The sequence below is a fragment of the Protofrankia sp. Cas4 genome, from assembly GCF_963555915.1.
In the GTDB taxonomy this organism is placed as follows: domain Bacteria; phylum Actinomycetota; class Actinomycetes; order Frankiales; family Frankiaceae; genus Protofrankia.
The window spans coordinates 21,947-37,221 of sequence record NZ_CAUVXL010000087.1 but is presented as its reverse complement, the minus strand read 5'-3'; the positions used below and the strand labels follow the sequence as shown (position 1 = coordinate 37,221).

7 protein-coding genes and 1 pseudogene are annotated in these 15,275 nt (G+C 69.3%); 5 read left to right on the top strand and 3 right to left on the bottom strand.

What is annotated here, in order from left to right:
- The 3 genes and pseudogenes from U9979_RS25130 to U9979_RS08145 form a co-directional block, all read right to left on the bottom strand.
- Positions 1-728, bottom strand: a pseudogene (locus tag U9979_RS25130) (AAA family ATPase); the annotation flags it as partial.
- A 200-nt stretch (positions 729-928) separates the two neighbouring features.
- Positions 929-3,529 carry an Hsp70 family protein gene (locus U9979_RS08150; RefSeq protein WP_322778882.1) on the bottom strand — a complete coding sequence of 867 codons (2,601 nt, stop codon included), beginning with the start codon at positions 3,527-3,529 and terminating at the stop codon, positions 929-931.
- Positions 3,530-3,641: 112 nt separating this feature from the next.
- Entirely contained in the window at positions 3,642-4,934 is a 1,293-nt protein-coding gene (locus tag U9979_RS08145; RefSeq protein ID WP_322778881.1) for a hypothetical protein, read from the bottom strand.
- 248 nt (positions 4,935-5,182) lie between these two features.
- Between U9979_RS08145 and U9979_RS08140 the strand changes: the two genes are divergently transcribed.
- Genes U9979_RS08140 through U9979_RS08120 form a run of 5 tightly spaced genes read left to right on the top strand, consistent with a single transcriptional unit; the run spans position 5,183 to position 15,211 of the window.
- Positions 5,183-6,163: a MoxR family ATPase gene (locus U9979_RS08140; RefSeq protein WP_322769779.1), complete on the top strand. Its 981-nt coding sequence runs from the start codon at positions 5,183-5,185 to the stop codon at positions 6,161-6,163.
- Positions 6,164-7,309: a DUF58 domain-containing protein gene (locus tag U9979_RS08135; protein WP_322778880.1), complete on the top strand. Its 1,146-nt coding sequence runs from the start codon at positions 6,164-6,166 to the stop codon at positions 7,307-7,309.
- A complete protein-coding gene (locus U9979_RS08130) occupies positions 7,306-9,630 on the top strand; it encodes a transglutaminaseTgpA domain-containing protein (protein WP_322778879.1) in 2,325 nt (774 codons plus the stop codon). Before U9979_RS08135 ends, U9979_RS08130 begins: the two co-directional genes overlap by 4 nt.
- A gap of 48 nt (positions 9,631-9,678) precedes the next feature.
- Positions 9,679-12,636 carry a PKD domain-containing protein gene (locus U9979_RS08125; protein WP_322778878.1) on the top strand — a complete coding sequence of 986 codons (2,958 nt, stop codon included), beginning with the start codon at positions 9,679-9,681 and terminating at the stop codon, positions 12,634-12,636.
- A 31-nt stretch (positions 12,637-12,667) separates the two neighbouring features.
- Positions 12,668-15,211, top strand: coding sequence for an InlB B-repeat-containing protein (locus U9979_RS08120; RefSeq protein ID WP_322778884.1), 2,544 nt, complete (start codon positions 12,668-12,670; stop codon positions 15,209-15,211).
- Positions 15,212-15,275 lie beyond the last annotated feature (64 nt).

The following is a 15,275-nucleotide window of genomic DNA, read 5'->3' as shown; positions in this document are numbered from 1 at the left end:
GGTCAGCTCCACCGCCCGCGCCACCGCCGCCGGGGTGAACACCTGCCCGGTCTCCGCCGTGTGCTGGCCGTACAACTCAGCCACCTCGGCCGCGGTGAAATCCCCCAACCGCAGCGACTTGAGCTTGATGTTAAACGGGCTGGCGGTCCCAAGCCGATTCGGGTCGCCACCACTGGCGACCTTATAGTCGCGCACATCGCGCAGCCCACACAGCGCCACTGAGGCGGGAAACCCCTCCGGACGCTCGTTGAACCCGTCCCGAAGCTGGCTGAGCACGCTGACCAGGCTCGCACCATGCAGCGCGTCGATCTCATCGAAAAACAGCACCAACGGCCGCGGGCAGGCATGTGCCCACGCCGCAGCGCCGCCGCAAGCAAGCCCGTGTCGGACGCCTCCGGCCAGGGGGGTGGGCGCAGCTCCGCGGGCAGGGCGGTCGCGGCGCGGATCCGGATCCTGTCGAGGATGCCATGCACGGCAGCGCCGTAATCGTCGCCCGCGGCTCGCCCAACCTCACACGAGAAGGCCAGCGCCGTATATTCGCCGCCGGCGGTCAGCTCCTCGGCCAGCGCCCGCAGCGTGGTCGTCTTCCCCGTCTGCCGCGGGGCGTGTACCACGAAATAGCCCATCTGGGCGACCAGATCGGGCGCCTCCGGCAGCCGTCCCAACGCCGGAATCATGTAGTGGTACGTGGGCAGGCACGGCCCCGCCGTGTTGAACCGCCGCCCCATGGCTTGCTCACCCTCCACCAGCTCCGACAATGGCCATCGCCTGGTCACTTTACGGTGCGTCGTGTGCCGTGTCGGGAGCGCCGGGAGTGGTCTCGTCGTGGCCGAACCGGTGTGCTTGTCGCACTCGGCGGCTTCCGTCTCAGCCGACGCCGTCTTGGAGCGACTGGCAATAGGGGGCGCCCTTACCGGCCGACACCGGCTCACCGGGGTTGGTCGAGCACCAGGGTCCATACGGTCGCGCGGGAGTCACCGGACGCATCGGACGTGCCCGCGGCGGTGATGGTCGCACCGGTGACGGATGATGTATACATCCTGATACTCGGCGTTGCCGTTGGAGGCGTTTGCTCCGCAGGGATGATGTCCTGTTGTTGGCAGCCCCGCAGTTGCTCATCGCAGAGCCAGATCACCGGCCGGCGCTTGCCGGGGGTGTCGAGGATCGACCCACCGGCCAACAGCCGACCGTTGGATGTGAGGGCCAGGACGGTGACGACCGCGTCGGGCGGTAGGTCGGTCGGGACGTCCTGCCAACCTCTCCCGTCCGCTGACCGGCGGAAGTGGGCCGATGTACCGGCACCCTCGGGTTCCTGACCCACCGCGAGCAGGGCACCGCCGGGCAGCGCCACGACCCGGTCGAGGGTCTGGGTGCCCAGACCGCCGGCCCCGGTCACCGTTTCCCGCCGCCAGGTCTGGCCGTCGGTGGAGCGCCACACGGCGACATCCCCGTCGCGGTCGGTGCCGCGGTCGACGCCGACGGCCAGCAGGCCACCGGGCACCGCCACGACGTCGCTCATCTGCCCCGGGCTGCCACTGAGATCACCGCCGACCGCCTGCCAGGTCCGCCCATCCGGGGAGAGCCATGCCGTCGGCACGGCCTGGGAGGGTCCGGCGCCTGGGGGTGCGGTCCATCCGACCGCGACGAGCCGGCCGCCGATGCTGGCGACACCGGTCATCACGCCCGGTCCGGAACCGGCCGGTGACCTCACCACTGCGGGGGTCCAGGCTGAAGCGCCATCGGATGACCAGGCTGCCGGGCCTCGGTCAGACCCGCCGGACCCGTTGCCGGACCCGTTGCCGACGGCCACCCGGCCGCCGCGCGGGTTGTCGGTGAACCCGTACACGGCGCTGCCGGGCGCGGCGTCGGCCGTCAGCAGGCCTGCGGTGAGTCTGGCGACCGTCGAGGAGCCCACGGCCGGTCCGGTGGATCTTGTACTGCCTGGACCAGAGGACTGCGGGGCGGACGTCGACGACGATGGGTGCCCGGTCGCCGCGAACACGGCGGCGAGGATCGCCGCGATCACCACCAGCGCGATCAGTCCACCCACCGCGGCCACCCGCCGGCTCTGGTTGCGGTAGCCCTCGTCCGACGGTCCGAGGTGTATGCGCAGCGGTTCGTCGCGGTCGGTCAGCCGGACGTCGCGGGTGCGTACCTGCGGCGGATGCAGGAGCTGGTCGTAGGGCTCGTCGAGCCCGGCCTGGGCGAGGTCGACCTCGACGGTCACAGCTGGCCGGGCCGGAACGGGCAGCGGCGCGAGCAGGTCCGCGGCCAGGGCCGCCGCGGCACTGTCGGCGCTTCGCGCGGTGCCGCGGTCGGTGGCCTGCGTATCGGGACTGGTGTCGGTACTGCCGCGAACGTCGGCATCGGACGGGGTCGCGGCGGGCCGCGCCATCGTGCGGAGCTGCGGTGTCTGCGGTGCCCCCTGAACCCGCTGAACCCGCGGTGTCTGCGGTGCCCGCCGTGACAGCCGTGCGCCGCCGGCGATCGCCGCGCCGAGACAGACCGCGAACTTCGGGTGCGTGTCCACCGTCACCAGCACGCGGAACTCCCGCTCGACCAGCCGGGCGACCAGGGGAATGCGGCTTGACCCACCGACAAGCAGGACGCGATTGAGGTCCGCCGGCTCCACCCCGGCGGAACGGCACGTGCGCCGGAACGTGTCAAGGGTTCGCAACACCATGATCCGTACGGATTCCTCCAGGTCATCACGGGTGAGTCGGACGGTCCGGTTGCAACCCGGGATGATCACCGGGATCTCGGCCTCGGTATCGGCGGACAGCGCCTCCTTGGCCGCGACCGCTGCGGCGTGCACCTGGGCGACCGCACGGGCCGTCTCGGGGTCGGTCAGATCCTGGCGTTGCCAGGGCGGGCCGACCGTCCGCGCGATGTGGTCGAGGACGGCCTCGTCGATGTCGATGCCACCGATGTCGTCGTCACCGCCGGGTTCGCCGCACACCTCGAAACCACCGTCGGTCTTTCGCAGCACCGTCGCGTCGAAGGTGCCGCCGCCGAGATCGTAGACACCGACATGATCGCCTGGGGTGAGGCGGTCCTGCGCCGCGTAGTGTCCCGCGGCTGCCACCGGCTCCGAAAGGAGCCCGACGTCGGTGAGGCCGGCGAGCCCAGCGGCCTGTTCCATCAGGTCCTGGCGGTGACCGGACCAGGTGGCGGGGCGGGTCAGCATCACATGGCCCGGCGCCTGCGATTCACGCTCGGTGACTTTACTGACGACAAATCTGATCATGTCGGCGACGAGGTCGGGTATCCCCACCCATGTGTCGGCGAGTCGTACCGGCACGTCATCGCCGAACCGGCGCTTGAACTCCCTTGCCACCCGGGACGGATCGGTTATGGCACGCCGTTCCGCGGCCTCACCGACCAGCATTACTCCGTCGTCACGCAGGAACAGCACGGACGGTATCGTCCTCGCGCGTTCGCCGAGGTCGACGACCTCAGCCCGCCCGTCCCGCCAGATCGCGGCCGCGGTGAACGTGGTCCCGACGTCGATGCCGAGGGCATAGGTCATGAGGCGGCGGCCAAAGCGAGCATCGTAGGGAGCGCCAGCGAGCGAGGAGCGCAGCGGAGGACGCCGCCGGGGTACACGGTCATAGCGCGTTGGTCATCCTAAAAGTGAGCGTTCACTCGGGCACGGCGTAGCAGTTGGCGCCCTTTACCGACTGCCTGAGCGCGGGCAGCACCTTCGCGCAGTAGCCTGTCGCGTCCTGATAGCTGGCGAACCCGTCCTTGAGGACCACGTACTCGCCCTGATCGGGCTTGTCGGTGGGCTCGCGAAGCCGCTGTGACCGGCGGCTGTCCATCAATTGGACCACTCCCACATCCGGCAACCGCTGGATGTCGCTGATGAACTGCTGCGCGGCCTGGTTGTCGGTCGCGACGCGGTCGTCGATCGCGAAGGCGTGGAAGATGACGTAGATCCCCTGCGGCTCTACCTGCCCAGCGGCGCCGGTGGGGCTGACACTCGTTGTCGGTCCCACACTCGTTGTCGGTCCGACGCTCGGGCTTGGGGTGGGGCTCGGGCTGGTGGGGCTCGGGCTGGTGGGGGCCACGGGTGCGGTCGCGGCGGTCACGGCTGCGGTCGGTGCCGACGTCCTCGTCGGCGCCCGGGTCAGCAGGGCTGCGCCGGCTGTCGCGACGATACCGATCACCAGCGCCGCGCCGGCCAGCTTGACAGCTGCCCTGGGTATGACCGGAACCTGTTCGAAGACGGCATCGAGCTGGCCCTCGACCGCCTGTTGGTCGGCTCCGCTCGTTCGGGCCTGGTTCGTCCGGGTTTCGTCGGTTCGGGTTTCGTCGGTTCGGGTTTCGTCAGTTCTCGCGTAGACCAGCCGGACGGGGTGGCGCACCATGGTGCCGCGCAGGAACGGCCGCACCGCCCGTGCCTTGAGGAACACCTCACCGGACCCGCCCGGTTGGACCTCGACGCTCGTCGGCGCGAGGGCGTAGCCGAGCGCGCCGTCCTCGTCCGGGACGGACAGGCGGAGTAGGGCCGGGGCGGTACCGCGATTGTCGAAACGCGCGATCCAGCGGGCTGTCCACCGCCCGCGCCGCACTTTCGTGGTGATGACGGCGGCCGTGATCTCGTGAATCGCGCCGACCGTTATGTCGCCTTCTTCGACGGCCACCCAGTTGCGGTTCTCCCGCGAGCGGCACCGTAACGCGAACGGTATCTTTCCCACCGGTGTCCCCGGGCCGGTCGGCGGCCGGAACAGCAGTTGAACGGTTTCCTCAACCCCGCGGGTGACCGAGATCTCCGCTGGGATGACCTCGGCCCACCCCGACGCCGCCCCTAACACGTCAAACGTGTACCGCTCGACGAGGTCGCCGTCGTAGCGGACCGTCGCCGTCGTCTGTACCAGTTCACCCGGCCGGACCTGCAACCGGGTCTCGTGGAGACGAAGTTCGGGATCCATACCGACTCCGTTCCCTCCAGCTCCCTACAGTTCCGGCCGCTGTTTACGTCCCCGCCCGCCACCAGCGATGGCACACCCCGACCATACGACGGTTCGACATGCCTGTGCCCACCGGTCGCAGGTCGTTGCCCGCAGGGACGATCAGAGCACCCGACGGTGCGGACAACTTTGCCCTTTCGGTTCGTTCCCCACGGCCGGGATGGCCTCTACCATGGCCCTTGCCTTGTGATTCCTGGGGGGAGAAGCCCATGACCGACCCTTCGGCGAGCGTGTCCGAAGTCGAATGGTTCGCCGAACGCTACGAGGAACTCGTCCGTAACGTCGAGCTTTTCGTCCGGGGTAAGCGGGATGTCATTCGTCTTGCCCTGGTGTGCATGGCGGCCGAGGGCCACCTGCTCATCGACGATGTTCCCGGGGTCGGGAAGACCTCCCTTGCCAAGGCCATCGCGAATTCCATCGACGGAACGATGCGCCGGATCCAGTTCACCCCCGACCTGCTTCCCACCGATGTCACCGGCGTGCAGGTCTGGGACGAGCGCAGCCGGGAGTTCGAGTTCCGGCCCGGAGCGGTGTTCGGGAACATCGTGCTTGCCGACGAGGTCAACCGTGCCTCGCCGAAAACACAGGCGGCGCTCCTGGAGGTCATGGAGGAACGCCAGGTCACGGTGGACGGCGTCTCCTATGAGCTGGCCCGACCCTTCATGGTCATCGCGACCCAGAACCCGGTGGAACACGGCGGTACCTACGACCTCCCCGAAGCCCAGATCGACCGGTTCATGATCCGGATGGAAATCGGCTATCCGCGCCACGAGGCCGAGGTGGAGATCCTGGAGAACCGGGCCCGCGGCCAGACGCTCAATGAGGTGAACCCGGTACTTTCCAGCGCCGAGGTGGTCCGGATGGCCGACATCGCACGCCGCGTCCATCTTTCTCCGGCGGTGCTCGGTTACATCGTCACGATCACCGCGGCGACCAGGCGCATGCCCGAACTGCGCCTCGGGGTGAGCCCACGTGGCGGGCTCGCGCTCGCGGTCGCGGCCCAGGCACACGCGGCGGCTGACAGGCGGTCGTTCGTCACCCCGGACGATGTGCGCACGCTCGTCCCGTTCGTGCTGGGCCACCGGATGCTGCTGCGACCCGAGGCGGAGCTGGCCGGCGGCACCGCGGCGAGCCTGCTCGGCGGGCTCACGGCGTCGGTACCGGTGCCGGATCAGCGGGTGGTTCACTAGATGATCACCCGGTCGGGCTTCGCTGTTGCCGCGGCCGTGGTCATCCTCGGCCTGTCCGGTGCGCTGCTGGACTACCCGGAGCTGGTCGTGTTCGCTCTCGGAGGTCTGGCCGCCCTGCTCGTGGCGGCCGCCTGGATGCTCGTCACTCCGGACGTCATCGTCGTCCGGGAGATCCAGCCGCTGCGGGTGGCCGAGGGCGAGGGCGCCCGGGGTCTGCTCACCGTGACCAACTCCGCGCGGCGGCGCAGCCCGCCGTTTCTCGCCAGCGAGGCCGTGGGGGAGCGCCACGTCGCGGTGACCCTGCCCAGTCTGGCGCCGGACCGCTCGTTCGAGACCGCCTACCCGCTGCCCACCGACCGCCGCGGCGTCTACCAGGTGGGTCCCCTCACCATCGGTCACAGCGACCCGCTGCGGCTCATGCACATCGGACGTTCCTACGCCTCCCGGTCGGAGCTGAAGGTGCATCCTCGGCTGCACCCGGTGGCACCGCTACCCACCGGCGGCTCCCGGGACATGGACGGGCCTACGACGAGCACGGCGCCGCTCGGCGGCGTCGCCTTCCACAGCCTGCGGGAGTACATCCGCGGCGACGATCTACGCCTCGTCCACTGGCGGTCGACCGCCCGCACCGGGAAACTCATGGTCCGTCACAACGTGGTGCCCAACGAGCCGCGGCTGATGGTCGTGCTCGACACCAGCACCGCCCCCTACAGCAAGGATTATTTCGAGGACGCGGTGCGGGTCGCCGCCTCCCTTGCGATCTCCGCCCGGGACCATGGCTTTCCGGTCGAGGTACGGACCACCGGCGGGGTGTGCGCGGTGGCCGACCGCGGAGCGGCCGAACGGGGGTCGATCCTCGACCTGTTCGCGGAGGTGCGCGCCGCGGACGACGATCCCGGGCTCGGCGCGCTGCCCGGCATGCTGCCGCGGGAGGACGGCGTGGCGCTCGGCGTGGTGACCGGGCAGGCGCCGGTCGCGATGCTCGCGGCCATCTCCCTGGTCCGCAGCCGGTTCACGATGGCGAGCCTGGTTCAGGTTGGCGAAGAGCATGATCGTCCCGGACCCTCGGTGCAGGGAGCCATGGTCGTGAACGTCCGGACCAGCGACGACTTCGCCGCTGTCTGGAACGCGAGGGTACGTAGGTGAGCGCGACACGGCCGCGGGCCGGCCAGCTCGTGCTCGTCGCGGCTGTGATGCTGCTGGTGGCGATGGTTTTCGGCCCGTTCTTCGCCGGTGCCGGCTACCTTGTACCGCTCGGTGGGTCCGTCGTGCTCGCCGTGGTGGTGGCGGCCGTCGCGTCGGTACGGATCCGTCGTCTTGACGTCACATTACTGGTGGTGACCGGCTGCGGCCTGCTGTTCGCTCTGCTCGCGCTGTTCCCGTCCCGATGGGGGAACGGGCTGCCGGGTTCGCTCCTCGGGGCCTTCGGCCGTGGCCTGCGTGACGGCTGGGCAGCCGTGCTCACCGCGGGGCTCCCGGCGGATCCGACCGGCGAGCTGTTGATCGTCCCGGCGTTGCTGCTGTGGATCGCAACAGCCATCGCGGTCGTCGTCACGCTGCGGACCGACGCCGTGCTCGCTCCGTTGCCGCCGCCGATCGTCGCGTTCGCCACGGGTCTGCTGCTGGTTGCCGCGCGCGGGCGCTCACAGGTGTGGCTGGCCGGCGCCATCCTGCTGGCCGGGGGAGCGCTGGCGCTGGTCCGGGCAGCCGATCGATCCAGTTCCCACGACAGCGCTGGTGCTGGGCGGCCGGACGCCAGGCCGTCGCGTAATGGGCGGTCGGACGCTAGGCGCTCCTGGCGGCGGCTCACCTCGGGTCGGCTGGCCTTTGGCTTGCCGGTGGTGGTCATCCTTGTCGTCGTCGGTACCCTCGGCGCCGCGGTTCTTCCGATCGCGGACGGTTCCGACCGGTTCAACCCGCGTGACCACCGCCATCCCCCGGTGCAGGTGACCTCGGCCCTCAACCCGCTGGTGAACGTCAAGGCCCAGCTTCAGGCAGATCCGGTGGAGCCGCTGTTCACCGTCCACCTGGCCTCGACCGAGAGTCTGCAGGTCGACCGCATCCGGACAGCCGCTCTCGGTGACTTCGACGGCGCCAGCTGGACCGACGGCGCGACCTTCGTGGCAACCGGTCGGACCTTGCCCGACGATCCCGCCGCGGCGACCCCGCGCGGCGTCACCGTTGATGCCGAGGTCACCGTTGACCGGCTCGACGGGGTGTTCCTACCCTCGCTCGGGCGCCCGGTCGGGATCACCGACATCGGTGGCGGTAACGGCGGCGGTACCGGCGCGACGATGGCGTTCGCACCGGATTCCGGCGTCCTGGCGATGACAACATCCCCGGGGCCCGGCCTGCGCTATGACCTGCGCTCGGTGGTGCCCAATCCCACCGACGCGGAGAAAGCCGCGGCCAGACCCCTGAACGACCCGTCGGTGACGCGTTACCGGGCGTTGCCGGGAGCCGTGCCAGCCGACCTGACCCAACTCACCGACGGCATCATCGACGGTGCGACCAATCCGTACGACAGGCTGGTGAGGATTCAGGCGTATCTGCGGGACCCGAAGAGGTTCCCGTACGATCTCGGCGCCGCGCCCGGTCACTCCTACGGCGCCGTCTCCCGGATGCTCGCCGTCGACACCGACAGCGCCCAGTTCCGTCGCAGCTACGCCGAGCAGCACGCGGCCGCGTTTGCGCTGATGGCACGGATCGCGGGTTTCCCGTCCCGGGTCGCCGTCGGCTACCTGCTCGACCAACGTTCCTCGACCGGGCCCAACACGTTTCGGGTGACCACGCGTAACGCCCACACGTGGCCCGAGGTCAACCTCGCCGGTCTCGGGTGGGTGGCGTTCGAACCGACCGATGTCAGCAACCTGGTGACCAAGCTGCCACCGGCCGACCCGAATTCCTCCAATGGCGGGCCAGCAGACAAGCCGCCGTCGTCGGCGGAGCCGGCGCCCCCGGTGATCCAGCCGGAACTCTCCACCACCGGCACGCCGGGCGGCGGGGGCGGCGGTGGTGCGGCCGGGACGGCGGCCTGGTTCGGCCTCGCCGTCCTTCTTGGCATTGTGCTGGTTCTGTTACTGATCGTCGGCGAGAAGGCGCGAAGGCGGCGGCACCGGCAACGCGCCGGGCCACCCTCGGCTCGTATCGGCGGCGCGTGGCGTGAGGTGCGGGACAGGCTCTCCGAGTGCGGCCTGCCGAGATCGCATGCCCTGACCACGCGGGACGTGGTGGGGTGCACCCGTGAGCTGCGCGCCGTGGGCGCGGCGGGGGAGCAGATGGAACAGCTCATGCCGGTGGTCAACGCGGCATTGTTTGCCGAAACCGAACCCGGCGAGGCCGATGCCCGGCGCGCCTGGGAGCTCACCCGGCTCGCCTGCCGTGAACTCAACCGCGCGGGTGGGCTGCCCCGGCGGGCGCGGGCGATCGTCGATCCCCGGCCGCTGCTCCCGGGCGGCAGTCGATGATCATTTTTTGGTTCGGGCTTCCCGATGGTATGACGTGAGGTGACGGGGATGCGACTACGAGGGCTCACGCGTCCGGCACGGGGTGCCAGGCTGGGCGCCGCACTGGCTGGTGTCGTTGTGCTGGGTGCGTTGGTGGCGGCTGGTTGGTTGGGGGATGTTCCGGCGCGGTCGGTGGCGTTGGATGACGGGTCGGCGTGGCTGGTGTCCTCGGTGGGTCAGGCGGCGTTGGTGGATGGGTCGTCGGCGCAGGTGGTGGCGCAGGTGAAGGTCGGTGAGGGTGGCGCGGACCTGTCGGCGGCGCAGTCGGGTGCGGATGCGTATGTGGCGAATACCTCGGATGGGTCGGTGCGGCGGGTCGATGGTGCGACGTTCGCGGTGTCGTCTCCGGCCCGGTTCGCGAATGCGGGGCAGGCGTTGGCGGTGTATCCGGGGCGGCAGGCGGTGTATGCGGTCAGTGCGCAGTCGGGTTTGGTGACGACGGCTGATCCGGTGACGTTGGCCGTGCGGGCGCAGCAGTCGCTGGCGGCGCGGGTGCCGGCCGGGGCGGCGCAGCTCGACGGGGCTGGCAGGTTGTGGCTGGTGGACGCCAATACCGGTGATCTGATCTGGCTGGATGGTGCGGGTAGGCATACCCGGCGGGGGGCTGTTGATCCGGCACGGGCCACGTTGGTGCGTTCGGGTGACAAGGTCGTGATCGTTGATGTTGTCGCGCGGACCGCCCGTCCGTTGCGTGCCGACGGTGGTACGGACGCCGGTGGGTGCGTGGATACGCAGGTCGGTGACACCACCGTCACGGTGGCCGGTTCGACGTCGGCTGACCGGGTGTATGCGGCGAGTGGTCGGCGTGGTGTGTTGTTGGTGTCGGATCTGTCGCGTGGGTCGTGTGACACGGCGGTGGATCTACGCGCGGCCGGTCATGATCTGGGTGCGCCGCATGAGGCGGCCGGGCGGGTGTTCATCCCGGATTTCACCGCGGGCCAGGTGATTGTGGTGGATGTTGGCGCGCGGCGGCTGGTCGCGAGCGCCAAGGTGCTACCGGAGCGGACCCGGTTCGAGTTGGTGTCGCAGGGCTCGTTCATGTTCTACAACGATCCCCACAGTGCGCAGGCGGGGGTGGTGCACCTGGACGGATCGGTTCGGCAAACCGAAAAGTACAACCCCAAGAATCCCGGTAACGGGGTATTCCAGGGGCCGGGTTCGGGGAATCCGACGCAGTCCTCGCCCACGCAGTCCTCGCCCACGCAGTCCTCGCCGACGCAGTCTCCGGTGACCTCGCCGCCGACCGGGCCGACAACGCCGCCGACCGGGCAGCCGCAACAGGCGAAGGGGGACGTGCAGATCCGGGTGTCGGCGACCGACGTTACGGTCAATCAGCCGGTGGCGCTGCGGGTGGTCGCGACGAACGGCGGCATCGTCGCCTCCGTGACATGGACGTTCGGAGATGATGCGCCGACCTCCGGCGTCCAGGTAAGCCATTCCTGGCTGAAACCCGGTGTCTACACCGTGCAGGCGCTGACCCGGCTTGCCGACGGCCGTCAGGTAACTCCGACCGCCACGATCACCGTGACCGAATCGGTGATTCCGACCCAAACCCCATCCGTGGGGTCCGGGTCGGCCGGCACTGGTATCGAAAGCGGAGACGGCGGTGTAAAGGGCGGCGAAAGCGGTGTGCTCACAGCACTACTCGATGTGAGCCCGCCGAGTGGTCCGGCACCGTTGGACGTGACGGCGAATGCGTCGGGCTCGAGGGCGGGTTCGGCTCCGATCGTGAGTTACATCTTCGACTTCGGTGACCGGATCGCGCAGGTCGGTCCTCAGCCCGGGGCCACGGCAACTCATCGCTATACACAAGCCGGGTCCTACACCGTGAGCCTCACGGTGATAGACCGCAATGGCGGAACGGCCACGCGCAGTGCTTCGGTCGCCGCTGGTGCGGTGGAAGCCGGGCCGACCGCCAGGCTTTCGGCCGCCCACACCCCCGGGGGCGGGGCACTGGACGTGACGGCGGACGCCTCGGGCTCGAGGGCGGGTTCGGCGCCGATCATGAGTTACACCTTCGACTTCGGTGACCGCACTGCGCAGGTCGGTCCGCAGGCTGGGGCCACGGCTACGCATCGCTACTCCGCTGCGGGCACGTACAGCCCGACTGTCACGGTGACGGACTCGGCGGGCCGGACGGACACGTACACCACTCAGGTCACCGCGCAGCAGTTCACGCTGGCGGTATCGGTCAGCGGAAACGGCAGCGGCAAGGTGACCGGCCCCGACGAGCTGTTCTGCCCGGATGTGTGCCAGGCGCACCTGAACCCCGGCACCCAGGCGACCCTGTCGGCTGCGGCCGTATCGGGCTCGACATTCGGCGGATGGTCGGGTGACTGCACCGGGACCGGGACGACGTGCACCGTCACCATGGATAAGGCGCGCAACGTCACCGCCCGCTTCGACACGACCGGGCCGAGTACCTATCCGCTCACCGTGACGGTAAACGGCAATGGTCGGGTCGATATCAGCGGTTTTATCAGCGGATCGTTGGGGAGCTGCAGCGCGACCTGCACCGTCGACGCGAGAGCCGGTGAGGAGGTGGACCTGGGCGCCTGGCCGGCATCGGGCTGGAATATCAGCGGATGGTCGGCGAGTGGCTGTGCGGGGTCGTCGTGCAGCGTCAGCATGAATCAGGCTCGGAACGTCACGGCAACCTTCGCCCAGCAGGACCAGCCGCCGACGGCGGCGCTCACCGCGACGAGAGTCGTCCCGAACGACCCGTACGACGGTCGGTTCATTCTTGATGCGTCCGGATCATCGGACAACGACTCGACGCCGATCCGGGATTACACTTTCGATTTCGGCGACGGCAGCCAACCCGTGAAACAGACTGGTCCACGACTACAGCACGCATGGGGGCCCGGAAACCATCCAGGGACCACCTACAACCCCAAGGTGTATGTCACCGACACGGCCGGGAAGACCAGCATGGCGCAGACGTCTGTATATGTGAAATGTTGTTGACCGCTCCGCCGGATAAGGGCATGCGGTGACGATGATGGCGCGATCGGGACGTCACGGTCGTGCGGGGGTGGCCCGCCGCAGCCGGGTGCGGTCGACTCGTTGGGTGCCGGTGCCGGTGCCGGTGCCGGTGGCGTTGGCTGGCGTCGTCATCCTGGGTGCGTTGGTGGCGGCCGGCTGGTTGGGGAATGTTCCGGCGCGGTCGGTGGCGTTGGATGACGGGTCGGCGTGGCTGGTGTCGTCGGTTGGTCAGGCGGCGTTGGTGGACGGGTCGTCGGCGCAGGTGGTGGCCCAGGTCACGGTGCCGTCCGCGGGAGCGGGGGAGATGGCCGCCACCCAGTCGGGGTCGGACGCCTACGTGTCGAACACGGCGGACGGCAGCGTGCGGCGGGTCGACGGTGCCACGTTCGGCGTGTCGAGCGGGGTCCGGTTCGCCAATCCGGGCGAGCCGCTCGCCGTTTATGCCGGGCGGCAGGCGGTGTTCGCGATCGGAGAACGGACCGGGTCGGTGAGCACGGCCGATCCGCGGACCCTGCGGAAGCTGCGGGACGATCAGTCGTTGGCGGCGCGGATACCGGCGGGCGGTGCGCTGGTCGACGGTGCGGGCCGGCTGTGGGTGGTCGACGGCGACACCGGGAAGATCGTCCGCCTGGATGCGGCCGGCCGCCATGATGTGTCGGGGTCGGTTGATCCGGTCCGTTCCACTTTGGTGCCGATCGGCGACCGGGTGGCGGTGGTTGACCTCGGAGCGCGGACGGTTCGGACGCTCGGCGACGGCGGCGTTTCCGCTCCGGTGGCGTGCGTGGATGCCCGGGCGGGGGACAACACGGTTCGGGTGGCCGGGTCGGTCGCGGGTGACCATGTGTATGCGGTGTCGGGCCAGCGGGGCGTGCTGCTGGTGTCGAATCTGTCGCAGAACTCCTGCGAGAATACCGTTATCGACCTGAAAATGGCGGGTAATGAATTGGGGGCGCCGCGGGAGGCGGCAGGGAAGGTGTTCGTCCCGAATCTGACCACGGGTCAGGTGAGCGTGGTCGATATCGCCAGTCGGAGTGTGGTCACCAAGAAGGTGTTGGATCCGCCGGCGCGGTTCGAGCTGGTGCCGCAGGGCTCGTTCGTGTTCTACAACGATCCGGCGACCGCCAGAGCGGGAGTCATCCGGCTGGACGGGTCGGTTCGGGAGATCCGCAAGTACGACCCCAGGAATCCGGGCGCGGGTGTGGTTCCAAGTGCCGGTTCGGGGAACCAGACGGCACCCACGCCCATCCAGCCGCCTGTTACGCCACGGCCGACGGCCTCGCAGACCCCACGGCCGACTGCGTCGCCGACTGGTCAGCCGCCCAAGGGGGATGTGCAGATCCAGGTGTCGGCGACCGAGGTCATCGTCAATCAGCCGGTGGCGCTGCGGGTGGTCGCGACGAACGGCGGCATCGTCGCTTCCGTGACATGGACGTTCGGCGATGATGCGCCGGCCTCCGGCGTTCAGGTCAGTCATTCCTGGCCGAAGCCTGGCATCTACACCGTGCAGGCGTTGACCCGGCTCGCCGACGGCCGCCAGGCCACCCCCACCGCCACGATCACCGTGGTCACCGACACGCAACCGGTGGTCCCACCGACGCCACATCCCACGGACAGTCCCGACCACCCGACCGCCACCCCGACCCGTACCGCTACCCCCACTCCGACGCCCACCCCGACGGCGGACCAGTTCACACTGTCGTTGACGATTCTCGGTACAGGCACCGTCACGGGTCTGGCCAGCGGGCCCTGCACGAGCCTGTGCCAGGCAACGTTTCCAGCCGGGCAGCGGGTGACCCTGACTGCGAACCCCGGCAGTGGCAACCGTTTCGACAACTGGTCGGGAGCCCCGGGTTGTGCGACAGCTGCGACGTGCACCGTGACAATGGACAAATTCCACGATGTCTCCGCGCAGTTCAGCCAGATTCAGACGTTCCAGCTGACGGTTTCCAACCCGGGCACGGGCGGCAGCGTGACCGGGAACGGAGGGATCGACTGCCCGCCGGGCGGTGGCGTGCGCACCTGTACAGCGCTCTATACCGCCGGCACGCGGGTGACGCTGAGCGCTACGCCGGCGTCAGGTCAGACGTTCAGCGGATGGTCGGGCGACTGCACGGGGACCGGTACCTGCACCGTCACCATGAACCAGGCGCGGAACGTAACGGCAACCTTCACGGCGCAGAACCGCCCGGTTCACAGCTCGGGCACCATCGATCTACCATCGCTTTCCAATATGGATCTTGATGCTGGGGCGGTCGCACCGTGCTGTGGCAGCGCGGGCGCCGACGCCTGGCTCCACGGAGTCGGGACCAACCTGTGGGGCCTGGCGCCCATGGGCTCAGCCGGGCTTGCTGTCATGCCATCCGGTAGCAGTGCGCTCACTTATGCTGATTGTGCGGGTGCGGCGCTGTCGGGTGCGGAGATAACGACGGACAACCTCCCGGCGGGGACGAGGCTCTGCGCACGGACCCAGGACGGCCGCTTCTCGGCCCTCCGCGTCGTCAAAGCTCCTGATGCGAATTCGAATATACTCACGATCAGCTACACGACGTGGGAATAGCCTGATCCAGACCGTGCGGCTGACACGTAGGTGATTCCCTGGGGCTGCGATCAACGAGGAGGGT

Bases quoted from the DNA above. Each gene is read 5' to 3' on its own strand.
- U9979_RS08120 (WP_322778884.1), top strand. From the start codon at position 12,668: ATGATGGCGCGATCGGGACGTCACGGTCGTGCGGGGGTGGCCCGCCGC.
- U9979_RS08135 (WP_322778880.1), top strand. From the start codon at position 6,164: ATGATCACCCGGTCGGGCTTCGCTGTTGCCGCGGCCGTGGTCATCCTC.
- U9979_RS08145 (WP_322778881.1), bottom strand. From the start codon at position 4,934: ATGGATCCCGAACTTCGTCTCCACGAGACCCGGTTGCAGGTCCGGCCG.
- U9979_RS08150 (WP_322778882.1), bottom strand. From the start codon at position 3,529: ATGACCTATGCCCTCGGCATCGACGTCGGGACCACGTTCACCGCGGCC.
- U9979_RS08125 (WP_322778878.1), top strand. From the start codon at position 9,679: ATGCGACTACGAGGGCTCACGCGTCCGGCACGGGGTGCCAGGCTGGGC.
- U9979_RS08140 (WP_322769779.1), top strand. From the start codon at position 5,183: ATGACCGACCCTTCGGCGAGCGTGTCCGAAGTCGAATGGTTCGCCGAA.